The organism is Citrobacter sp. wls717 (assembly GCF_005280955.1).
GTDB lineage: Bacteria > Pseudomonadota > Gammaproteobacteria > Enterobacterales > Enterobacteriaceae > Citrobacter > Citrobacter werkmanii.
This window is the reverse complement of record NZ_SZWW01000007.1, coordinates 191,316-213,952: the sequence shown is the minus strand read 5'-3', so window position 1 is coordinate 213,952 and position 22,637 is coordinate 191,316. Positions and strand designations below refer to the sequence as shown.

Genomic DNA, 22,637 nt, shown 5'->3' with positions numbered 1-22,637 from the left:
CGTTTGCGCGTATCTATTCCCCTGTTGCCCAGACAAACAATCTGCCAGAAGCCGAGGAAACCTGCGTTTTGTCGTGGTAATGTATGTGCTTTGCATTCATGGAATGGGTTTTTAAGATGGCAAAGTTGCGGGTAGGAATCGTATTTGGTGGTAAATCAGCGGAACATGAAGTGTCATTGCAATCGGCAAAAAATATTGTCGATGCCATCGACAAGACTCGCTTTGACGTTGTGCTGTTAGGTATTGATAAACAAGGGCAATGGCACGTTAGCGATGCCAGTAACTATCTGCTCAATTCAGACGATCCGGCGCACATTGCGCTGCGTCCTTCCGCGACCAGCCTGGCTCAGGTTCCGGGTAAACAAGAGCACCAGTTGATCGATGCGCAAAACGGTCAGCCGCTGCCGACGGTCGATGTTATTTTCCCGATCGTCCACGGTACGCTGGGTGAAGATGGCTCTTTGCAGGGTATGCTGCGCGTAGCGAATCTGCCGTTCGTCGGTTCTGATGTCCTGGGTTCCGCAGCCTGTATGGATAAAGACGTAACCAAACGTCTGCTGCGCGATGCCGGATTAAATATCGCGCCATTTATTACACTCACTCGCGCGAACCGCAACAATATTAGCTTTGCTGAGGTGCAATCCCGCCTGGGTCTGCCGTTGTTCGTGAAACCCGCCAACCAGGGATCGTCCGTTGGCGTTAGCAAAGTGACCAGTGAAGCGCAATACAACCAGGCTGTCGCGCTGGCATTTGAGTTCGATCATAAAGTCGTGGTAGAGCAAGGGATCAAAGGCCGTGAGATCGAATGCGCGGTACTGGGCAACGATCATCCGCAGGCCAGCACCTGTGGTGAGATCGTGCTGAACAGTGATTTTTACGCTTACGACACCAAATACATTGACGATAATGGCGCCAAAGTAGTTGTTCCGGCAGCGATCGCGCCAGAGATTAACGACAAGATCCGCCAGATCGCCATTCAGGCGTACCAAACACTGGGATGTGCCGGCATGGCGCGTGTAGATGTATTCTTAACCGCAGACAACGACGTTGTGATCAATGAGATCAACACCCTGCCGGGCTTCACCAACATCAGTATGTATCCAAAACTGTGGCAGGCGAGCGGCTTAGGCTATACCGATTTAATCACGCGTCTGATCGAACTGGCGCTGGAGCGCCACGCTGCGGATAGCGCGCTGAAAACCAGTATGTAAACCCGCCAGGATGCCTGATAACTATTGGGCATCCTTCGCTTCATCATCTTCATTTTCCACGCGGCGACGGATAATTAATCCGGCCAGCCAAAAGCTGATTATCCAGGTAACCAGCCCCACCGCATAGGTTTGCCATCCCTGCGCTTCAAAACCTAATAACCCGACCACGCCATTCAGAATAAAGATAAGCCCAATAGCGAAGGCATAGTAGTGCCAGTCTCGGCGGATTTTTACAGGCAGGTTCATAACGGCTCCGGTGGATATACAACATGGGAAAACATCCTCGCACATTTCCCCATGGGCGTCTGTGGCATAGGCGTAATTTCTGAAATGTAACTAAATTTAACTTAAGGTTAAATAATTGTGACACACCACATAAAACCGAAATCCAGGAATAATCTCCACCTGAAATTACCAACATTCTGATATTGACATTCCTGATCACCTGTCAGACTCACACTCAGTTACAGGCATTACGCCAAAAAAAGCAGGTTATTTCCGGAGGTCTTTATGGCTGATTTTACGCTCTCAAAATCCCTGTTTAAGGGCAAGCATCGGGATACCTCCTCCCTGCCCGGCAACATTGCGTATGCCGTATTTGTGCTGTTTTGCTTTTGGGCAGGCGCGCAGATTTTAAATCTGCTGGCCCACGCCCCCGGCATCTATGAGCAGCTGATGCAGTTGCAAATGCAAGAGACAGGACGCCCGCGCGTTGAAATTGGTTTAGGCGTCGGTACCCTGTTTGGGCTGATCCCTTTCCTGGTCGGTAGCCTGATTCTTGGCGCCGTCGCGACAATTATCCGCTGGCGCCGCCGTCATCATAACGATGACTGAGCCATACACTTCGCCCGACGATCGTCCACGCGTTTAGCAAACCACGCGGTCGTCAGATTACGCGTGATCTTCGGGCTTTCCAACTGAATGCCAGGCAGCATTTCACGAGGTAGCGATTTACCGCTCTTCGCTTCCGCCAGCTTATAGACCTTCTCGTACAGCGCAGTCTCTTCAAAGGCCAGGCTATCGCCCTTTTGCAGTTGCCGGTGGATCTCACTCTCGCTCATCCCCAGCTTCCCGGCCAGCTTGCGTACCGCCAGCTCCGTTTTCCCCGGTTCGCTGCTGCCGTAGAGAATCAAATCCCCGTCCAGCGCCAGCTTCACTCCGCTGGCTTTACTGACTGCATTCTGGAAAGCCGCATTGCGGCTGGCGTACCAGCCGGCATTAAAATCTGCAAAGCGGAAGATGGGCGCACTGTAATTCGCCGGATAATTGAGCAGATGATAAGTGCCAAACCACAGTCCGCCGCGTCGGCTGAACACTTCCTGACGGACCGTCCCTGCCATTTTCCATGGATAGCCGCTGGCGTGCTGCTCGGCAAACGCAATGCTGACCTGCATCGGTCCGCCGGTATGCACCGGATTCAGTGAACCAAACAGCGTCTGCCCCATCGGTACCATATTGATGAAATCATCAAAGATGGCGCTAAGCTGTTTTTCCGTCTTCACCGTATCCAGACGCTCACTGTAGCTTTTCCCCGTTGGCGAGTTAATCTTCAGCGCAGTGTGCACCACAAACAGCGGAATATGCATGCGCTCGGCGCGACGGTCGATCTCTTTCCAGGCGATTTTACTTAAGCCAGGAACCGCCGGGTCAGCCTGGTAGTTTGACTCCTGTTGCGCGACCGCCAGCACCGAACAGATGTTTTCAACCGTTGGCGCCAGCTTCTGACTTTCAAACGTCTTCGCCAGATCCTGCGCCCAGGCATCCCGGTCTTTCACGCTGGCGGGCATTTTCTGGCGCACCACGCTCGCCACATCGACGGCTTTCTCCCCTTTTTTTAACGGCTGCGCGGGTTGGCTACTACATCCCACCAGCACCAATGCTGCCAGTCCGGACCAGGGGTAAAGACGGGAAACCGTCGACATAACATCTCCTTTTGTTAGCTAAGCGTATGGGTAACTTCCTGAATATTCTGGCCATCAAGCTCACGTTCAAAGCTGCGCAGACGCTTATAGATAGACATCAGTTCAACTAAGGTTGTCCAGGAGTTAATCAGATACTGGAACGAGCCGCGCACCTGGCCAAACACGTTGGTAATTTGCGTCATCAAACCGAGCGTAATCGTACCGGCAACAATTGACGGAAACAGCAGGAACAAACCGAAAACGTTATCAACCTGCAGGTACAGAATACGGGCGATATTAAAATACATGTAGTGAAAATAGAGACGGAAATAGTTTTGCCGCACCGCATGGAACAGTTCACGCACCGTCGGCGGCGTTGCACGACTGGCATCATCTTCACCGTATACCAGTTCTTTACGGTAAGCCGCTTCCACACGCTGGTTTTTAAACTCCAGACCCGGAAGTTTGATCCCGACTACCGCCAGCAAGCCGGTTCCCATCAGCGACCAGACAATCGCAGCAATCACCAGCCCATAAGGAACATGTCCAATAATCGGCAGATCAGGAACATGCGCCGACAGCGTAACCAGTACCGGCAAGAAGGCAATCAGCGTCATAATGGCGTTGATAAAGCTGACGCCCATATTTTCCAGCGTGGAGGCAAAACGCATGGTGTCTTCCTGCACACGCTGTGCTGCGCCTTCGATATGACGCAGATGCTGCCAGTGCGCCATATAGTGTTCGTTCATCGCGGTACGCCAGCGGAACACATAGTGACTGACGAAGAAATTGTTCATCACGCCAATGACCACGGCAATCAGCGCAATGCCGAGAAAGATCCCCACTTCATTATAGAACTGCTCAATTTTCACCTTATGCGGTGCGCTGAGCGCGGTTTGAATGAGATCGTAGAATGGCGCATACCAGGCGTTGACGGCGACGCCGACCTCAACCAGAAACCAGGTCACAAAAATTATCAGCGAGGTACCGAGAATGGACCAATACTGCCAGCGGTGCGGGCTGTAGAGAAACCAGAACAGCGCGAACACCCCAACGCAAAGAATGTAGTAAGCATAAAAAATCAGGTAATCCAGCGACCAGAAACGCGCCGCGCTAATCGGTACATCCCCCGACGCGCCGGTAATGCGCGCCACCCAGGCTCCCCCACCTGCTTGCCAGAATACAACAGCGACCAGTGCCCAAATAAATGCCGAAATAAAGAACGGTCCCGGCTTTGGGAAAAAAGACTTAAACATAGTGCTCTCCTGCTAACTTCTTATCGTTATGACGACTGCTGTGCGTTTGCCACCGGGAAATGCGGCGGCGAGACGGCTTACGCCAAAAAACACAAGCTGAAACCGACAATTGTGACCAAAACCGTGGCACATAGTTCGCCCCACGGCGATGAAGAATTGTTTCTGTGGTTTTCACACTCGACAACGTTCCAGCATGTGCAGATTATCACAGCGTGAGATCACAAAAGCGAACATCCACAATCCGGGAAACACTCACGTTTACTCATCGTTACGTTTTTCACACTATTATTGGCTGATAAGCGCTTTGCAATACGCCGTTGAGTAGTATAAATACGCATACGCACGACATCCTTTTTCACTTTTTCTAACTCATGGACACCACCGTTGAAACGTAGTCTGCTTTTTTCTGCCGCGCTGTGTGCGGCGTCATTGACATCTGTCCAGGCGGCACAGCCTATAACCGAACCGGTCTTCGCCTCAGATATCGTCGATCGTTATGCCGACCATATATTTTACGGCAGTGGTGCTACGGGGATGGCGCTCGTGGTGATTGATGGTAATCAACGCGTATTTCGTAGCTTCGGCGAAACGCGCCCCGGCAATAATGTTCATCCACAACTGGATTCCGTGATTCGCATTGCCTCTATCACTAAATTAATGACCAGCGAAGTGCTGGTGAAATTACTCGATCAGGGCACGGTTAAACTCAACGATCCCTTGAGTAAATATGCACCACCTGGCGCACGCGTGCCGACTTATCAGGGAACGCCAATCACGTTGGTGAATCTGGCGACGCATACCAGCGCGCTGCCGCGCGAACAGCCTGGCGGCGCAGCACATCGCCCGGTGTTTGTCTGGCCAACCCGCGAACAACGCTGGAGCTATCTCTTAACCGCCACGCTTAAAGCCGCGCCAGGATCGCAGGCTTCTTATTCAAATCTGGCATTCGACCTGTTGGCCGACGCGCTGGGAACTGCTGCCGGTAAGCCTTATCCTCAGGTGTTTGAAGAAAAAATCACCCGACCGCTGGGAATGAAAGACACCACCTTTACCCCATCCCCGGATCAATGCAGACGTCTGATGGTCGCGGAAAAAGGCGCCAGCCCTTGTAACAATACCCTGGCGGCAATGGGTAGCGGCGGTGTCTATTCAACGCCCGGCGATATGATGCGCTGGATGCAACAGTATCTCTCTTCTGATTTTTATCATCGCAGCCAGCAAGCCGACCGTATGCAGACGCTGATTTATCAGCGTACGCAGTTAACCAAAGTGATAGGGATGGACGTTCCGGGCAAAGCCGATGCGCTTGGTTTGGGCTGGGTGTATATGGCACCGAAGAATGGCCGCCCGGGAATTATTCAAAAAACCGGTGGTGGCGGTGGTTTTATTACCTATATGGCAATGATCCCGCAGAAAAACGTTGGGGCATTTGTCGTGGTGACCCGTTCTCCGCTGACGCGCTTTACCAATATGAGTGACGGTATTAACGATCTGGTCACAGAGTTGAGCGGAAACAAACCGCAGGTTATTCCCGCATCCTGATTCAATACTCAAAAGGCAAACGTTTAACGCTCACCAGTTTGCCTTTATTCATTTCAATGTAACCACCCTTACGCAATGCCGCGAGGACCTCAGCGACAACTGAGCGTGAAATTCGTGTGCGTTGGTGAATATAGTTCATAACGCCAATACGCGAACGCAGACCTTCGTCCCATTTCGTCATGGATATCAACGTCGCGCGGATCTGATCGTAGGAGTTATTACCAATCAGCTGCAGATCACGCATTTCAAGCATGCGGTTCTGCCAGGCCAACCAGCAGAATGCTTCGCGCCAAAGCTGGCATTGTTCAATTATATTAATCGTTTGTAAGGCAGGAAGATGATATCCCGTACAATAACTTTCGGTCATTAATCTGTATTGTACATCGGTTTTCATCACACCATCTGAAAGCCCCATAATAAATGGTGCCTGCGCAATGCCGACGAGTACATTCTCCCCGCGTCTCAGGGAAACGACACCGCTTAAAATAATAACGGTATCATCGTTATTTACCTCACTGGAATATATAGTTTCTTTATCGTTATCACATTCAAAGTGCTTGCCATATTTCGATAAACATTTATCAAGCTTACTAAATTCAGGAAGAGGTTTATTCGTAGATAACATTGCTCGTTCCTTGCAATAAATGCCCGTCAAATCCGTGACGGGCATTTTCCAGATTAAATTATTTTTTCGCTGCGATAGATTTCTTACCAGGTATATTTAACACCAACATTGGCAGACCAGTCTTGATCGACATCGCCACCACCGAGATAATTAGCATCGGTATACGCGCTAAAGTTTTTGGTAAAGCTGAACTGCGTACCCAGTCCGACACGTACCGCAGAACCTTCTACCCCATTGTCGATGGAGTCGCCGTTTATGTCAGAATCGTTGTTCGAGTCATCGTAAACATAGGCCAGTTTGAAGAACGGGGTCAGCGCCTGGTCATCGCTGTACGCGAAGGTATAACCTGTATCAACCCCCAGTTCATAGCGCATGCTGTCATACGACTGACCGTCAACTTTCATGTCATTGCTCAGCTTATAGTCATCACCAGACTGGAACAGGCCGGATACACTACCATAAGGCGTTACGTAGCCAGCGTCACCCAGCGTCAGGTCATAACCCAGTTTCAAGCCAAAGCCCCAGGCATCAGAAGAAGTGCTACCATCAACGTACTGACCGTTGCTCATGCTGGCAGACAAATCGTTGTTGAAGTGAGAGTAGCTTAAGTTACCGTCAACAAAGAGGTTGTTGGCAAAACGAGCAGAAGAGTAGATATAGGCAGTCTGGCTGTCCTGATCCACTTGACCGGTACGGTCGCTCATATCTCCTTTGGCAAAGCCTGCCGCGGCACCGACAATCCACTTCGCGTTGTTACCATCAATTTTGGAATCAACACCGACCATGATGCCGTTAACATCCTGATCGTAGTTAATGGTGCCGTTATCCGCGTCGAAGCTACCACCGAAGTAACTGACCCATGCGCCACCGTTATCGACCAGACCATGACGTGCGTTGGTCAGACGAGTACCCACGGTATCTTGTTCCAGGTTCCAGATATTGGTGTTGGCAGAGGGGATGCTCAGCGCCATGTTAGCGTAGTCCGTCAGCTCCATCTGCTGCAGAACAACGGTGTTCCCCTGCTGCTGTGCCTGATAGGTGTAAGCGCCCAGGTCAGCTTTATTGGCTGCAGAGAAGGTGGCGTTGGTGTTTACGTCATCAACGTAAATCAGCCCTTTGCCTTTATAATCAGCAACAGAACCTGCACCCGTTGCGTTATCAATGCGAACTTTGTAGTTACCGGTTGCAGCAACAACGTTATCGCTGGTGCTGCTGGCATCAGCTTCGTCGCCGCTATTGATATCACCATTCCCGTTGACGGTCAGGTGACCATCAGAATTCATCGCGATGATACCGTAACCATAATTAGCCTGAGTGGTGTCCCAGGTACGATCGTTGACGAGATCTGAATTCAGTACGTAGTTGTTGCTGTTAATATTGAATACACCGGCGTACACGTTGCCGTTGTTATCAGCCACATTTCCGCTGGTCAGTTCCAGCGTACCGGCGGTAAACAGACTGGAAGCGCCATTATTGCTGGTTTCGACATTCAGCATACCGCCGTTGGTTGCGGTAATGGTGTTGGCATACAAAGCAGCCCCTGACCATGCAGAGCTAACGTCATCAGACAACGTCACGGTACTGTTAGTGTCAATCGTCAGGTGATCGGTATCAACCGCGCCGTCTTCGCCGATATTCATCGTAGAAGCACCGTTCAGGGTAATGGAATCAGACGTTACGCTGGAACCGTCGGCAACATTAACCTGAGAACCGCTGTTGATAGCCAGGGTATCAATCAGAGACGTTTTCGTGGTATTCCATACAGATCCATTATTCAGTGCGATATCAAATATACCGCTCTGGAAGGAGTTTGCACTGTTAACACGGTTCCAGTTATCAGAACTTGTCGCATTTGGATCTAAGCTGTTAGCTGCAATATCATAGAACTGTGAAGGGGTCACGGTGTCATAGTCAATATTGGCTGCCCCCGTCCAACTGGTATTATTCAGCGTCAGAGTCAGGTGATCGACGTTTTGATCGTCATCATCCCAGCCGCCGTGGGTATAATCTGAAGTAGAACCATCAACCAGATGGCCAGCGGAATCAAAATTGCTGTTCCAGGTACTCGTAAACATAACATCGCCTAACAACTGAGAATTATTCAGCGTGACGGTGTTTACCATACGATTAGCAGAAGCGCTGTTATCTGTGAACGATAGTGCAACATCATCCTGAGTTGAAGAATTACTGTAATCACTCGGCTCTGCAGAGTTACCAAAGTGCCCCGTTGATTCATCAGCAGTATAAGAACCCGACGTGACGGTTGAGTCATTTACCGTAATGGTGTTATCCCACTGAGTTGCGCCAGTGGTATACGCCGCATTGGTGGTATCACCCTGCTCCAGGCTAATACCTGCAACATGTGAATTATTACTAATATTGATAGCGCTTTCGACATCCAGCGTTACCGCCGTTCCCAGTCCAGCTACAGAATATGTTTCGTAGACTGACTTCGATGTTGTGCCATCCAGATAGGTATCGGTGTAATAAAATGCTTCATAGTCATCATCAATCGTCGAGTTATTGATATTTAATGTGAAGATATCACCGTCAACCCAGTCATGCGCAATCGCATCATTAAAGCCAGATACCTGCTTAGAGGTAATCATACCGTGAATCGTGGAATTGGTTACATTCACGGTATTTGCCGTATCGTCTGCATAATCGCGGTTCAGATAATACGTCGAAACAACGCCATTCACCGTATCGCCAGAGAATGAGGTGTCGAAATAGCTGCTATCGGTTGCTGCGTTGTTATAAACATAACCACTGTAGGTCATGTAGTCAGCATCTGACGTGTTATATGTGGTCGCATCGTCGTGAAAACCAAAGGTATCGTAAGTGGTAGCATTTGCCTGAGAAGTGATTGCCAAAGTGCAGGCTAATGCTAATTGTGAGACTACGAGTTTCTTTTTCCAGGTGTGCATTTGTCATCCCTCCTCAGGGACGTAATATTGTTGATCCATCAATTATCAATGCAAAGAAAACATTTTATGTTTCGCAGGAAGGATTATGCGGCGTCATGGATGAAAGGTTCAATTATTCTTTGCCTTAAGTCCGAAAGCAGACCATAAATAAGACAATTAAGAAAATTCTATAAGAAGAATTAAAACACTTTTAAATTCAGAGCATTAAAATAATAAAAACCTCCAACACATACACTTACCCTATCATTTAAAAAGAAATAAAAAACACAAGCAATAAATACTACCCAACCCCTCGCAACTTAATTAAACATTAAACAAAGCTGAACCAGGATTAAAACCAATCGATATCTAAAATAATTAACATCGCAAAAATATAAATAGTATATATGTAAAAGAGGTTATTAAGAGTGGAACCTCACTCGCATAACGCCAACTTTCGTAAACCACCCGCCCTCAGGTTCAGGTATACTGCGACCTTCGATTCCACAAACATCAGGCATACCATGACAGACCTAATCCATCGCCCTCGCCGCCTGCGCAAATCTCCTGCGCTACGCGCTATGTTTGAAGAGACAACACTCAGCTTAAATGACCTGGTGTTGCCGATCTTTGTTGAAGAAGAACTCGACGATTACAAAGCCATCGACGCCATGCCGGGCGTGATGCGCATTCCAGAGAAACACCTGGCGCGCGAAATTGAACGCATTGCCACTGCAGGTATCCGTTCGGTCATGACCTTCGGCATTTCCCACCACACCGACGACACCGGCAGCGATGCCTGGAAAGAAGATGGTCTGGTGGCGCGCATGTCGCGTATCTGTAAGCAGACCGTACCGGAAATGATCGTCATGTCCGACACCTGCTTCTGTGAGTACACCTCGCATGGTCACTGCGGCGTGTTGTGCGATCACGGCGTCGATAATGATTTAACCCTTGCCAACCTCGGCAAACAGGCAGTCGTTGCTGCCGCTGCGGGTGCAGATTTCATCGCCCCTTCCGCCGCAATGGACGGTCAGGTGCAGGCGATTCGCCAGGCGCTGGATGCTGCGGGCTTCACCGATACCGCGATCATGTCCTACTCCACTAAGTTTGCCTCTTCTTTCTATGGCCCGTTCCGTGAAGCGGCAGGTACAGCGCTGAAGGGAGATCGTAAAACCTATCAGATGAACCCGATGAACCGCCGCGAGGCGATTCGCGAATCACTGCTGGATGAAGCCCAGGGTGCAGACTGCCTGATGGTGAAACCGGCCGGCGCGTACCTCGATATTCTGCGCGATATCCGCGAACGCACCGAATTGCCAATTGGCGCTTATCAGGTCAGCGGTGAATACGCGATGATCAAGTTCGCGGCGATGGCGGGTGCTATCGATGAAGAGAAAGTGGTGCTGGAAAGCTTAGGTTCGATCAAACGCGCGGGCGCGGATCTAATCTTCAGCTACTTTGCGCTGGATCTGGCTGAGAAAAAAATCCTGCGTTAATTGACCTTGTGCCGGATGGCGGCTTCGCCTTATCCGGCCTGTTATCGCCAGGTCCGGTCAGCGAAGCGCCAGCGGTTATTCACCCGGCCCGATAAAACGGCTTGTCTCCAAGAATTGTCGCCCGGTGCATAATGCGCCGCTGCGGCAGATAATCCGCGTTGGCATAGTGCTGCGTCACGCGATTATCCCAAATCGCCACATCGTTAGGCTGCCAGCGCCAGCGCACCTGGAACTCCGGTTTGGTGATATGCGCGAACAAAAAGCCCAGCAGCGCCTCGCTCTCTTTTTCCGTCACATCGACAATTCGCGTAGTAAACCCTTCATTCACAAACAGCGCTTGCTTGCCACTCACAGGATGGGTACGCACCACCGGATGCAATAACGGTGGATGTTTGGCGACCGCCTCCAGCCAGCGCTGATGCTCCTCTGGCGTCTGGCGATATTTATATTCCTGAAATGATTTACGAAAATCATGCTCTGCCCGCAGGCCGCTCAGCAACTGGCGAAACGGCTGTGAAAGAGCATCATAAGCGGCAATCCCGCTGGTCCACAGGGTGTCTCCGCCTGTCGATGGCAGCTCTTTCGCCGCCAGAATCGCTCCGGCGGGCGGCGTGTCGATAAACGTCACATCAGTGTGCCAGTTGTCGTTATCGGGCGGATTATCGTTGTGGGTATCCAGCACGATTATTTCGTCCACCCCTTCGGCATGTGGATAGACCGGGTGAATATGCAGGTCGCCAAAACGTAGCGCCAGCGCGCGCTGCTGCTGTGGTGTAATCACCTGCTCGCGCAGGAACACCACCTGATGGCGCAATACAGCATGATAAAGCTGTTCAAACTGGTTATCGCTTAATGGGCGCGTTAAATCCGCGCCGGTAATTTGTGCGCCAATATATGGCCCCAGCGGGGTAATGCTCAGACGTTCACTCATTGTACTTCTCCATGCCAGGGCGTCAGACGGCGCTGAAGCGCGCGCAGACCCAGCTCTAAAATAAACGCGATAACGGCAATTACCGCGATCCCCGCCAGCACAACATCCGTTGCCAGAAACTCACCGGCTGATTGCACCATAAATCCTAAACCTCGCGTCGCGGCAATCAGCTCCGCCGCCACCAGGGTCGACCACCCCACGCCCAGTCCAATGCGCAGTCCGGTCAAAATCTCCGGCAAGGCACCTGGTAAAATCACAAACCACAGCACCTGCGCACGGCTGGCCCCCAGCGACTGCGCGGCCCGGATTCTCACCTGCTGCGCACTTTTTACACCCGCCAGCGCCGACATCGCCACAGGGGCGAAAATCGCCAGGTAAATCAGCAGGATCTTGGAGGTTTCACCAATACCAAACCAGATAACCATCAGCGGCAAATAGGCCAATGGCGGAACCGGACGATACAATTCAATGATTGGATCGAGAATGCCGCGAATCGTCGGACTCAGCCCCATGGCGATACCGACCGGAATCCCCAACAGCACCGCCGCCAGCAGCGCGATAACAATACGCGTCAAACTGGCCGCCAGATGCTGCCACAGCGTGGCATCCATAAACCCCTGCGGCCCGGCAATACTGATGAGTTTTTGCAAAACCTGGCCCGGCGGCGGCAGAAACAACGGGCTGATTAACTGCAGCGCCGCCACCGTCCACCACAGCGCCAAAATGACGGCCAGCGTACCGAGGCTTAAAGTCATCTGGCGCGAGAACGGCCAGCGCCAGTTCAGCGCCCGCGGGCGGCGGGGTTTGTCATTAATCACCACGCTCATGAGAAGGCCTCCCGTTGTTCAAAGACACGACTTAACACATACTCGCGCATGGCGATAAACTGCGGATCGGACTTAATGCTGCGACTCGCCTCTCCGGCCACAAAACGCCGGGCGAAATTAAGCGGCAGTCGTTCCAGCACCCGGCCAGGGCCTGGCGACAGCAATACCAGTTCCGTGGCCATAAACACCGCTTCTTCGATATCATGGGTAATCAACAGCACCTGTTTCCCCGTTTCATGCCAAAGTTTCAGCAGCAGGGTTTGCATCTGCTCGCGGGTAAAGGCGTCGAGCGCGCCAAACGGCTCATCCAGCAGCAACAGCTGCGGGTTGGCCGCCAGCGCCCGCGCAATGCCGACACGCTGACGTTGCCCACCGGAAAGCTGCCAGATAAAGCGTTTTTCCGCGCCCTCCAGCCCCACTTTTTGCAACATTTCCTGAGCAATACGCTGACGCTGCGGCTTCTCCAAGCCCATCAGTTGCAGACCGAAGGTGACGTTGTCCTGCACGTTGCGCCAGGGCAACAGACCTTCATTCTGAAACACCACTCCACGTTCTGCGCCAGGTCCTTCGACCTTAGTGCCCGCCAGCATAATGCTGCCGTGTTGATACGGTACAAATCCGGCAATCAGATTTAACAATGTGGTTTTCCCACAACCGGAAGGTCCCAGCACCACCAGCAGTTCACCGCTATCGAGCGTCAGGTTGATATCCTCAAGCACCGGCTTGCCACCGTAACTGGCATTAAGATGAGAGATTTGCAGCATCAGCGTCCCCTTTATTGCACGAAACGATCGGTCACGTACTGGCTATAATCCGTCGCTACGGCGGGCACTTTGCCCTGCTCTTTAAGGAACTGCGCGGTGTCGATAATCGCTTTATTTACCGGTCCGGTAAGCTCGGCGGTTTGCTGCTGCGGAGTCAGATAGGTGTTACCTTTCACCAGCCCCGGCACATCCGCCTCTGGCACACCGCTTAAGCGCGCCAACTTGCTGATATTCTCCGATTGTTTGAGCCAGGCATCCGGGTTGGCGATATAGGGCTGCTGCGCATCGATGGCGCTTTTCGCAAATGCTTTCACTACCTCAGGGTATTTCTCGGCAAAATCTTTGCGTACCACCCATACGTCCAGCGTTGGCGCCCCCCATTCACCGACTTTTTCCGAGTCAGTCAGTACCTTGCCGTCTTTTTCCAGCGCATTGACTGCAGGCGCCCAGACGTACGCGCCGTCAATATCTCCGCGCTGCCAGGCGGCAATAATCGCCGGTGGCTGAAGGTTCACAATCTCTACCTGGCCTGGTTTAATCCCCCAATGTTTCAGCGCTGCCAGCAGGCTGTAATGGGTGGTGGAAATAAACGGCACGGCAATGCGCTTACCAATCAAATCTTCCGGTTTACTGATGTTTTTCTTCACCACCAGCGCTTCAGAATTGCCGAGCTTTGATGCCAGCAGGAAAACCTCAATCGGCACCTGCTGACTGGCCGCTACCGCCAGCGGGCTGGAGCCGAGGTTACCGATCTGTACGTCGCCGGATGCCAACGCGCGGACAATACTCGCGCCGCTGTCAAACTTGCGCCAGTCAACGGTGGCTCCGCTCTCTTTAGCAAAAGTGTTATCCGCCTGCGCCACTTTGGCGGGTTCGGCGGAAGTTTGATACGCGACGGTGACGTTCACCGCCTGCGCCTGAAATGCGATGAATGCCAGTGCGGCAAGAAGTGCGTTACGCGATGAATTAGCCATGATTGTCTGCTCCCCTGTCTTGTTATAGGAGGCAGTATTTCGTTGCGGCCCACTTTGATAAAGGAATTAAAAATTCTGGCTAAGAACAAAGCGTTTTTAGAAAAAAACCGGCAATAGTTAGCTCAAAAATGCATGTAATCGTAGGCCGGATAAGGTGCTTGCGCCGCCATCCGGCAATGAATGCCTGATGCGCTACGCTTATCAGGCCTACTCTCGCTGCACAGCCTGTAAATTATTGCGATTTTGTTACATTCGTTACATAACTGCGCCTGGATGATTGCCAGCGCTGCGCTGGCAGGCATCATAGACGCTATTGTCAGGCAAGAGAGCAATATCATGATTCATGTTGTGCTGGTGGATGACCATGTGGTGGTGCGTTCCGGCTTTGCGCAATTACTCAGTCTCGAAGACGATCTCAACGTCACCGGTCAGTTCAGTAGCGCGGCGGAGGCCTGGCCTGCATTACTGCATGATGACGTCAACGTCGCGGTGATGGACATCGCCATGCCGGATGAAAATGGCCTGAGCCTGTTAAAACGACTGCGGGCGCAGAAGCCCGGTTTTCGCGCCATTATTCTCAGCATTTATGACTCGCCGACGTTTGTACAAAGTGCACTGGATGCTGGCGCCAGCGGCTATCTGACCAAACGCTGTGGACCCGAAGAACTGGTGCAGGCGGTACGATCGGTGGGTATGGGCGGGCATTATCTGTGCGCCGATGCGCTGCGGGCGTTACGCGGCGGCGAGCAGCCCGCGCAGGTCCTGGAGGTACTGACCCCGCGCGAGCGCGAAGTGTTTGATCTATTGGTCAAAGGCGACAGCGTGAAAGAAATTGCCTTTAAGCTCGACCTTAGCCACAAAACGGTTCATGTCCACCGCGCGAACGTGCTGGGCAAACTGCAATGCCACAGCACTATTGAGCTGGTGCATTTTGCCCTCGACCACCAGCTACTGACGGGGCATTAATGTCGCGTAACCTTCGTCATTGGGTAATCTCCCTGTTTATTCTGCTGGCCTGGGGATCGGGCTGGTTGATGCTGTGGACGCTGGGGTTTTACCTGACCCACAACGGTCAGCAGGCGGCATTATTCCTGCCACACGGGGTCTATCTTGCACTGTTGATTCTGCTTTCTCGCCGCTACTGGCCCGCGCTGGTGCTGCCGCCGGTACTGATGCTGTTCTGGCTGCACAGCGAGCAATTATTGAATGGCTATATTTTGCTGGTAGCCCCATTAATTAGCCTTCTTCCGGCAAGCATCGGTCAGTCATACTGGCACCGCTTCCCCCTGTACTGGCAGCGCTTAACGCTGCTGCTGGCCGCGGTAACAATTACCTCATTGCTTAATACCGGACTGCTGTCACCGTTTATCGAAAGCCCGGCAACGTTAATTGGCCTGGCGTCGTTTACCGGCGGCGTGCTGCTGACGCCGTTTGTCTATCTGATCTATGAATTTCTGCGCCAGCAGCACCGTTATCATTTGCTCGGGTTGGATACCACCAATCCCCCGCTGCGCACCTCGCTTATCATCTGGTGCAGCCTGTTTTTTATTATTGGCATTGGCACGCAGATGGTACTGTCGCCGGATATCGAGCGCCTGCTGCTGATCGTGGTGTTTTTACCAAACGTGGTGATGGCATGGAAATTTGGCTGGCAGGGCGGCGTGTTGTCCGGATTGCTCGGCAGCATGATGATCACCATCGCCCGGCAGATAGGCGTGGGGTTCAGTAATCTTCTTGAACTGGAGATTTTTCTCGCGACGCAGGCGTTGCTGGGTATTGGTCTTGGCATCGCCATCAGCCGCCAGCAGCATCTGGCGCAAAACTTGCACCATTATCGCCAGCGTCTGGAAGCCGAACTGGCGGCACGCCGTGCGCTGACCGAACAACTGATTCGTACCGAGGAAGACACGCGAAAAAGTTTAGCGCGTGAACTGCATGACGAAATAGGCCAGAACATCACCGCCATCCAGATTCAGACGCAACTGGTCAAACGCGCGCCGGGTCGCGAGCAAACGCTTGAGGCGGCGAATCAGATCAACGATCTTGCCCGGCGCATTCACCACTCCACCCGCCAGCTTCTGCGCCAGTTGCGCCCGCCCGCGCTTGATGAACTGTCTTTCAAAGATGCGCTGTATCATCTGGTGAATGAATTTGCCTTTGCCGAGCGGGGCATCCGCTGCCGATTTAATTACCATCTGGAAAATACGCCAGAAAATGAAACGGTGCGCTTCACGCTGTATCGCCTGATGCAGGAACTGCTCAATAACATCTGTAAGCATGCCGATGCCAGTGAGGTATCGATTACGCTACGCCAGCGGGAACACCGCCTGTCACTGGAAGTCGATGACAACGGCGTGGGTATCCTCCCGGAAAAAATCCCCGGTTTCGGTATCCAGGGGATGCGTGAGCGGGTAAGCGCCCTCGGTGGCGAACTCACGCTGGAATCGAACCACGGCACGCGGGTAATTGTTAACCTGCCCACAAATTTGCAACAAACCAGCCGCTAACCAGGAAAAAGTCTTAGTCACTGCGGACTTTCTCTCATCCCCTTTTGCTTTCACTTTCCTATAGTCAGCACAAACGGAGACCGCCATGCACGCACGCGAAACAGACCAACAATACCGGACGCTACGTCCACAATTGCTGATGTGCATGGTGATTGGCTACGCCGCGTTTTATCTGACGCGCAAAAGCGTCAACTATGTACTCCCGGCGCTGCAAACGGATCTGGGGCTGGATAAAGGCGATATCGGTCTGCTGGGATCGCTGTTTTATCTGACCTACGGCCTGTCGAAATTCGCCGCCGGATTGTGGCACGACAGCCATGGGCAGCGCGCATTCATGGGAATCGGCCTGTTCGCCACTGGTGTTTTGAACGTGGTGTTCGCCTTTGGTGAATCGCTGACGCTGCTGCTGGCGGTCTGGACGTTGAACGGATTTTTCCAGGGCTGGGGCTGGCCGCCCTGCGCCCGCCTGCTGACCCACTGGTACTCGCGCAACGAACGCGGCTTCTGGTGGGGGTGCTGGAATATGTCGATCAACATCGGCGGGGCCATCATCCCGCTGATTAGCGCCTTTGCCGCCCTCTGGTGGGGCTGGCAGGCAGCGATGCTGGCACCAGGGATAATCAGCATGGCGTTAGGTATCTGGCTCACCCTGCAACTGAAAGGCACGCCCCAGGAAGAGGGATTACCGACGGTTGGAGAGTGGCGGCACGATCCGCTGGAGCTACGTCAGGAGCAGCAGAGCCCGCCGATGGGGCTGTGGCAAATGTTACGCACCACCATGCTGAAAAATCCGATGATCTGGCTGCTTGGCGTGTCGTATGTACTGGTCTATTTGATCCGCATTGCACTCAACGACTGGGGCAACATCTGGCTGACGGAAAGCCACGGCGTGAATCTACTCAGCGCCAATGCCACGGTGATGTTGTTTGAAGTCGGCGGCTTGCTCGGCGCGCTATTTGCCGGATGGGGATCGGATCTGCTGTTCAGCGGTCAGCGCGCGCCGATGATCTTGCTGTTCACGCTGGGGCTGATGGTCTCCGTCGCCGCCCTGTGGCTGGCCCCGGTGCACCACTATGCGCTGCTGGCAGTGTGTTTCTTTACCGTGGGCTTTTTTGTGTTTGGCCCGCAGATGTTGATTGGTCTGGCTGCTGTCGAATGCGGACACAAAGCGGCGGCAGGTTCAATCACCGGTTTTCTCGGGCTGTTCGCCTATCTGGGGGCCGCGCTGGCGGGTTGGCCGCTGTCGCTGGTCATAGAACACTACGGCTGGTCGGGAATGTTCAGTTTGCTCTCGGTTGCCGCTGTTTTTATGGGTTTATTGCTGATGCCATTGCTCATTGCGGGCATTACCCCTTCTCTCAGTCAAAGGATAAAACAATGAAACTGACGCTTACCTCTACCCTGATTGCCTCCGCTCTGACGCTGGCGGCCTTCAGCAGTGCGGCACAAGCTCAAGGACGTCTGGTGGTGTATTGCAGCGCCACCAACGAGATGTGCGAAACCGAAACCAAAGCCTTCGGCGACAAATATGATGTGAAAACCTCATTTATTCGTAACGGCTCCGGCAGCACGCTGGCGAAGGTCGATGCCGAGAAGAAAAACCCGCAGGCGGATGTGTGGTACGGCGGTACGCTGGATCCACAATCCCAGGCCGGTGAAATGGGCCTGCTGCAGCCGTACAAATCGCCTAACCTCGCGCAGATCATGGAGAAGTTCCGCGATCCGGCGAAAGTAAAGGGTAACCTCTCCTCGGCGGTGTATGTCGGTATTCTGGGCTTTGGCGTTAATACTCAACGCCTGAAAGAGAAAAACCTGCCGGTACCGAAATGCTGGAAGGATCTGACCAAACCAGAATACAAAGGGGAAATCCAGATTGCTGACCCACAGAGTTCAGGCACCGCCTACACCGCGCTGGCGACCTTCGCTCAGCTTTGGGGTGAGGATCAGGCTTTTGATTACCTGAAACAGCTCAACGCCAACGTCTCCCAGTACACCAAATCCGGCATTGCTCCGGCGCGTAATGCCGCCCGTGGCGAAACGGCGATCGGCATTGGCTTCCTGCACGACTACTCGCTGGAAAAAGAACAGGGCGCCCCGCTGGAGCTGATCTCCCCGTGCGAAGGCACCGGCTATGAAATTGGCGGCGTCAGCATCCTGAAAGGCGCGCGTAACCTCGACAACGCCAAACTGTTCGTTGACTGGGTGCTGTCGAAAGACGCTCAGGAGTTGGCATGGAAGAAAGGTAAATCCTATCAGATCCTGACCAACACCACCGCCGAGACCTCGCCGAACTCGCTGAAGCTCGACGACCTGAAGCTTATCAACTACGACATGGATAAGTACGGCTCGACCGACGTACGTAAAGCCCTGATCAATAAGTGGGTTAGCGAAGTGAAGATGGGTAAATAAGCCCACGTTGCGTTCATTTGCCGGGTGCGGCGTAAGCGCCCGCCCGGCCTGAAATACCGGAACCGCTATGTCACACACACTTGCACTCCATCCCGTGAAAAAACGGGATGCGATATTTCTTTGGGTTTTGCTCGGCTGGCTGGCGTTTGCCCTGCTGCCAAGCTGGAGCCTGGACTACGGTCTGCTGGAGTCGACGAGCGAAGAAATACTCGCCGCCTACGGCTGGTCACAATTCAATATCAGTTGGTTATGGTATCTGCTACCGAGCCTGCTGCTGGTACGCCCGTTCCATGAAGCCAGACGCGAACAGCGCGGCCGCCATTATCTTGACGCAGGCTGGGCATTCTTCTGCATGGCCTTTATCGTCGCCAGCGCCACGCTTGAAGGTCGTGGCTTAGGCTATGCCACCATCGTGCTGTTTGTGGCGCTGGGCGCAATTATGACCCTGGCGCTTACCCGTCTTGAATGGCTGGGCGGCGACCGTTTCGTCATCGGCTCGCTGACCGCCATTGTCGCGCTGATCGGTATTTTTATCGTCTGGCCAAGCATCGCTATTTTCATTCCGATGTTCACCAACGACGCCGGGGAATTTGCGCCACTGGCGTTTATGAATGTGCTGTCGCAGGCGCATATCATTCAGGTGATCCTCAACTCGATTATGCTGTCGATTGCCGTCGGCGTCGGTTGTACCTTCTTTGGCCTGGTGCTGGCTATCTACACGACCCGTATCGCCAGACGTAGCGCCATCATCGGACGTATCTTCTCGATTCTGCCGATCGTTACCCCGCCGTTTGTCGTCGGTTTAGGTGTTACGCTGATGATGGGTCGCTCTGGTTACATCACCGAATTTATGGTCGACTGGTTCGGCTTAACCAACACCAACTGGCTGTACGGTTTTACCGGCATCTGGCTGGCGCAGGTGCTGGCCTTTACGCCGATGGCGTTTATGATCCTCGACGGGGCCATCAAGACCATTCATCCGTCGCTGGAAGAAGCGTCATACACCCTGCGTGCCAGCCGCTGGCAGACCTTTAACGGCGTGTTTGTCCCGCTACTGAAACCGGCGCTGGCGAACGCCTTTTTAATTGTGGTGGTACAGTCGCTGGCCGACTTCAGTAACCCGCTGGTGCTCGGCGGTAACTTCGACGTGCTGGCAACGCAAATTTACTTCTACATCACCGGCTCGCAGCTCGATTATCAGGCCGCCAGTACGCTGGGCGCGTTCCTGCTGCTGTTCTCGCTGCTGGTATTCTGTGTGCAGTACATGTGGATCGGCAAGCGCTCCTACGTGACGGTCTCCGGTAAATCCTACCGGGGCGACGTCCAGCCGCTGCCAGTGACGCTGGTGTGGAGCGTGGTTGCGCTGCTGGCGGTGTGGATTGCCTTTAACGCCCTGCTCTATGGCAGCATTTTCTACGGCAGTTTCACCGTTAACTGGGGCGTGGACTACACCCTGACGCTGGCGAACTTTACCAAACTGTTCGGTCAGGGGATGAGCGACGGCGCGTGGCCTTCACTGCTCGACACTCTGCTCTACGCCGGGATTGCCGCGCCGATCACCGCAATCTTTGGTCTGCTGATCGCGTGGATTGTGGTGCGCCAGCAGTTTAAAGGTAAAAAAACCATCGAGTTCACCACCATGCTGTGCTTTGCCGTTCCTGGCACCGTAGCGGGCGTGTCGTACATTCTGGCCTTTAACAGCGCCCCGGTGTACCTCACCGGCACCGCCGCCATCGTGATTATCTCAATGGTGATGCGTAACGTGCCGGTCGGAATTCGGGCGGGCATCGCGGGCTTAGGCCAAATCGATAAATCGCTGGATGAAGCCTCGCTTAGCCTGCGTGCCGGTTCCCTGCGGACTATTACGCATATCCTGCTGCCGCTGCTGCGCCCGGCGATCCTCTCGGCGCTGATCTACAGCTTTGTGCGCGCCATTACCACCGTCAGCGCCATTGTGTTCCTTGTGACGCCGGATACCCGCGTGGCGACGGCCTACATCCTCAACCGCGTGGAAGACGGCGAGTACGGGGTGGCGATTGCCTACGGTTCGATTCTGATCGTGGTGATGCTGGCGATTATTTTCATCTTTGACTGGCTGATCGGCGAATCACGTACCTCCCGTTCAAAAGCTAAAAACCAGGCGTAATGGAGCGCACTATGACTCAGAAAAATTTCGTTGAACTGCGCAACGTCACTAAACGATTTGGCAGCAACACGGTTATCGACAACATCAACCTCACCATTCCTCAGGGGCAAATGGTGACGCTGCTCGGCCCCTCCGGCTGTGGCAAAACCACCATTTTGCGCCTTGTCGCCGGGCTGGAAAAACCGAGTGAAGGCCAGATTTTTATTGATGGCGAAGACGTCACCCATCGTTCCATTCAGCAACGCGATATCTGCATGGTGTTTCAGTCGTATGCTCTGTTTCCGCACATGTCGCTGGGAGAGAACGTCGGCTATGGCCTGAAGATGCTTGGCGTGTCGCGCAGCGAAGTGAAGACGCGGGTGAAAGAAGCGCTGGCGATGGTCGATCTGGAGGGGTTCGAAGAGCGCTATGTCGATCAGATCTCCGGCGGTCAGCAGCAGCGCGTGGCACTGGCCCGCGCGTTGATCCTCAAACCGAAGGTGCTGCTGTTTGATGAGCCGCTGAGCAACCTGGATGCCAACCTGCGTCGCAGCATGCGCGACAAGATCCGCGAGCTACAAAAGCAGTTTGATATCACCTCGCTGTACGTTACTCACGATCAGAGCGAAGCCTTTGCGGTTTCCGATACCGTACTGGTGATGAATAAAGGACACATCATGCAGATCGGTACGCCGCAGGATCTTTATCGTCAGCCGGCCTCACGTTTTATGGCGAGCTTTATGGGCGATGCCAACCTGTTTCCGGCCACCTTTAGCGCAGGATACGTTGATATCTACGGCTATCGTTTGCCGCGACCGCCGCACTTTAACGATCACGGAGAAGGGATGGTCGGCGTGCGCCCGGAAGCGATCACGCTCAGCGATCGCGGCGAGGAGAGCCAGCGCTGCGCGATCCGCCATGTCGCCTATATGGGCCCTCAATATGAAGTCACGGTGGAGTGGCATGGACAGGAGATCTTGTTACAGGTCAACGCCACGCGCCTGCAGCCGGACGTCGGCGAGCAGTACTACCTTGAAATCCACCCGTACGGCATGTTTGTGCTGGCAGATGCGGCATAAGATTTTGTTGCTTTGTAGGTCGGATAAGGCGCTTATGCCGCCATCCGGCAATGCCTGATGCGCTGCGCTTATCAGGCCTAC

At 53.3% G+C, this 22,637-nt stretch carries 19 protein-coding genes; 10 read left to right on the top strand and 9 right to left on the bottom strand.

Annotation, left to right across the window (positions count from 1 at the left end; translation table 11 throughout):
- Window positions 1-116 precede the first annotated feature (116 nt).
- A complete protein-coding gene (gene ddlA / locus FDX09_RS05715) occupies window positions 117-1,211 on the top strand; it encodes a D-alanine--D-alanine ligase (protein WP_038643049.1) in 1,095 nt (364 codons plus the stop codon).
- A 21-nt stretch (window positions 1,212-1,232) separates the two neighbouring features.
- Here ddlA and FDX09_RS05710 read toward each other — a convergent pair whose 3' ends face one another.
- Window positions 1,233-1,457 (bottom strand): DUF2754 domain-containing protein, encoded by a 225-nt coding sequence (locus FDX09_RS05710; RefSeq protein ID WP_038638102.1) that lies wholly within the window; start codon window positions 1,455-1,457, stop codon window positions 1,233-1,235.
- Window positions 1,458-1,721: 264 nt separating this feature from the next.
- Between FDX09_RS05710 and FDX09_RS05705 the strand changes: the two genes are divergently transcribed.
- Window positions 1,722-2,045, top strand: coding sequence for a YaiY family protein (locus FDX09_RS05705; RefSeq protein WP_038638099.1), 324 nt, complete (start codon window positions 1,722-1,724; stop codon window positions 2,043-2,045).
- Here FDX09_RS05705 and FDX09_RS05700 read toward each other — a convergent pair.
- Together FDX09_RS05700 and sbmA are read right to left on the bottom strand one after the other, a co-directional pair.
- Window positions 2,030-3,133 (bottom strand): DUF1615 domain-containing protein, encoded by a 1,104-nt coding sequence (locus FDX09_RS05700; RefSeq protein ID WP_069323930.1) that lies wholly within the window; start codon window positions 3,131-3,133, stop codon window positions 2,030-2,032. The genes FDX09_RS05705 and FDX09_RS05700 overlap by 16 nt on opposite strands.
- A 14-nt stretch (window positions 3,134-3,147) precedes the next feature.
- Window positions 3,148-4,368 (bottom strand): peptide antibiotic transporter SbmA, encoded by a 1,221-nt coding sequence (sbmA, locus tag FDX09_RS05695; RefSeq protein ID WP_137346913.1) that lies wholly within the window; start codon window positions 4,366-4,368, stop codon window positions 3,148-3,150.
- A gap of 384 nt (window positions 4,369-4,752) precedes the next feature.
- Between sbmA and ampH the strand changes: the two genes are divergently transcribed.
- Window positions 4,753-5,910 (top strand): D-alanyl-D-alanine-carboxypeptidase/endopeptidase AmpH, encoded by a 1,158-nt coding sequence (gene ampH, locus FDX09_RS05690; RefSeq protein ID WP_137346912.1) that lies wholly within the window; start codon window positions 4,753-4,755, stop codon window positions 5,908-5,910.
- 1 nt (window position 5,911) lies between these two features.
- Here ampH and iprA read toward each other — a convergent pair whose 3' ends face one another.
- Window positions 5,912-6,535, bottom strand: a complete 624-nt coding sequence (gene iprA, locus FDX09_RS05685) for a hydrogen peroxide resistance inhibitor IprA (protein WP_085047658.1) — start codon at window positions 6,533-6,535, stop codon at window positions 5,912-5,914.
- A gap of 83 nt (window positions 6,536-6,618) precedes the next feature.
- Window positions 6,619-9,462 (bottom strand): autotransporter outer membrane beta-barrel domain-containing protein, encoded by a 2,844-nt coding sequence (locus tag FDX09_RS05680; protein WP_137346911.1) that lies wholly within the window; start codon window positions 9,460-9,462, stop codon window positions 6,619-6,621.
- 503 nt (window positions 9,463-9,965) lie between these two features.
- Between FDX09_RS05680 and hemB the strand changes: the two genes are divergently transcribed.
- Complete coding sequence (gene hemB, locus FDX09_RS05675) at window positions 9,966-10,940, top strand: porphobilinogen synthase (protein WP_087857024.1); 975 nt, start codon at window positions 9,966-9,968, stop codon at window positions 10,938-10,940.
- 79 nt (window positions 10,941-11,019) lie between these two features.
- Here hemB and tauD read toward each other — a convergent pair whose 3' ends face one another.
- The 4 genes from tauD to tauA are packed head-to-tail and all read right to left on the bottom strand — an operon-like array spanning window position 11,020 to window position 14,436.
- The gene (gene tauD, locus FDX09_RS05670; RefSeq protein WP_038638080.1) at window positions 11,020-11,871 is read right to left on the bottom strand and encodes a taurine dioxygenase; all 852 of its coding nucleotides are present in this window, start codon (window positions 11,869-11,871) and stop codon (window positions 11,020-11,022) included.
- Window positions 11,868-12,698 carry a taurine ABC transporter permease TauC gene (tauC, locus tag FDX09_RS05665; RefSeq protein WP_079225266.1) on the bottom strand — a complete coding sequence of 277 codons (831 nt, stop codon included), beginning with the start codon at window positions 12,696-12,698 and terminating at the stop codon, window positions 11,868-11,870. Before tauC ends, tauD begins: the two co-directional genes overlap by 4 nt.
- Window positions 12,695-13,462 (bottom strand): taurine ABC transporter ATP-binding subunit, encoded by a 768-nt coding sequence (tauB, locus tag FDX09_RS05660; RefSeq protein ID WP_137346910.1) that lies wholly within the window; start codon window positions 13,460-13,462, stop codon window positions 12,695-12,697. The genes tauC and tauB overlap by 4 nt, the downstream gene beginning before the upstream one ends.
- An 11-nt stretch (window positions 13,463-13,473) precedes the next feature.
- Window positions 13,474-14,436: a taurine ABC transporter substrate-binding protein gene (gene tauA / locus FDX09_RS05655; protein WP_137346909.1), complete on the bottom strand. Its 963-nt coding sequence runs from the start codon at window positions 14,434-14,436 to the stop codon at window positions 13,474-13,476.
- Between the two features lie 336 nt (window positions 14,437-14,772).
- Here tauA and FDX09_RS05650 point away from each other — a divergent pair, with 336 nt between their 5' ends.
- From FDX09_RS05650 to fbpC, 6 genes are all read left to right on the top strand, one after another.
- Window positions 14,773-15,402: a response regulator transcription factor gene (locus tag FDX09_RS05650; protein ID WP_038638064.1), complete on the top strand. Its 630-nt coding sequence runs from the start codon at window positions 14,773-14,775 to the stop codon at window positions 15,400-15,402.
- Window positions 15,402-16,943, top strand: a complete 1,542-nt coding sequence (locus FDX09_RS05645) for an MASE1 domain-containing protein (RefSeq protein WP_137346908.1) — start codon at window positions 15,402-15,404, stop codon at window positions 16,941-16,943. Before FDX09_RS05650 ends, FDX09_RS05645 begins: the two co-directional genes overlap by 1 nt.
- Before the next feature lie 85 nt (window positions 16,944-17,028).
- Entirely contained in the window at window positions 17,029-18,324 is a 1,296-nt protein-coding gene (gene uhpC, locus FDX09_RS05640; RefSeq protein ID WP_038638059.1) for an MFS transporter family glucose-6-phosphate receptor UhpC, read from the top strand.
- On the top strand, window positions 18,321-19,352 hold the full coding sequence (locus FDX09_RS05635; RefSeq protein WP_069323924.1) for an ABC transporter substrate-binding protein: 1,032 nt from the start codon (window positions 18,321-18,323) through the stop codon (window positions 19,350-19,352). Before uhpC ends, FDX09_RS05635 begins: the two co-directional genes overlap by 4 nt.
- 67 nt (window positions 19,353-19,419) lie before the next feature.
- A complete protein-coding gene (locus FDX09_RS05630) occupies window positions 19,420-21,498 on the top strand; it encodes an iron ABC transporter permease (RefSeq protein WP_085047663.1) in 2,079 nt (692 codons plus the stop codon).
- Window positions 21,499-21,509: 11 nt separating this feature from the next.
- Window positions 21,510-22,556, top strand: coding sequence for a ferric ABC transporter ATP-binding protein (gene fbpC, locus FDX09_RS05625; protein WP_137346907.1), 1,047 nt, complete (start codon window positions 21,510-21,512; stop codon window positions 22,554-22,556).
- Window positions 22,557-22,637: the final 81 nt, after the last annotated feature.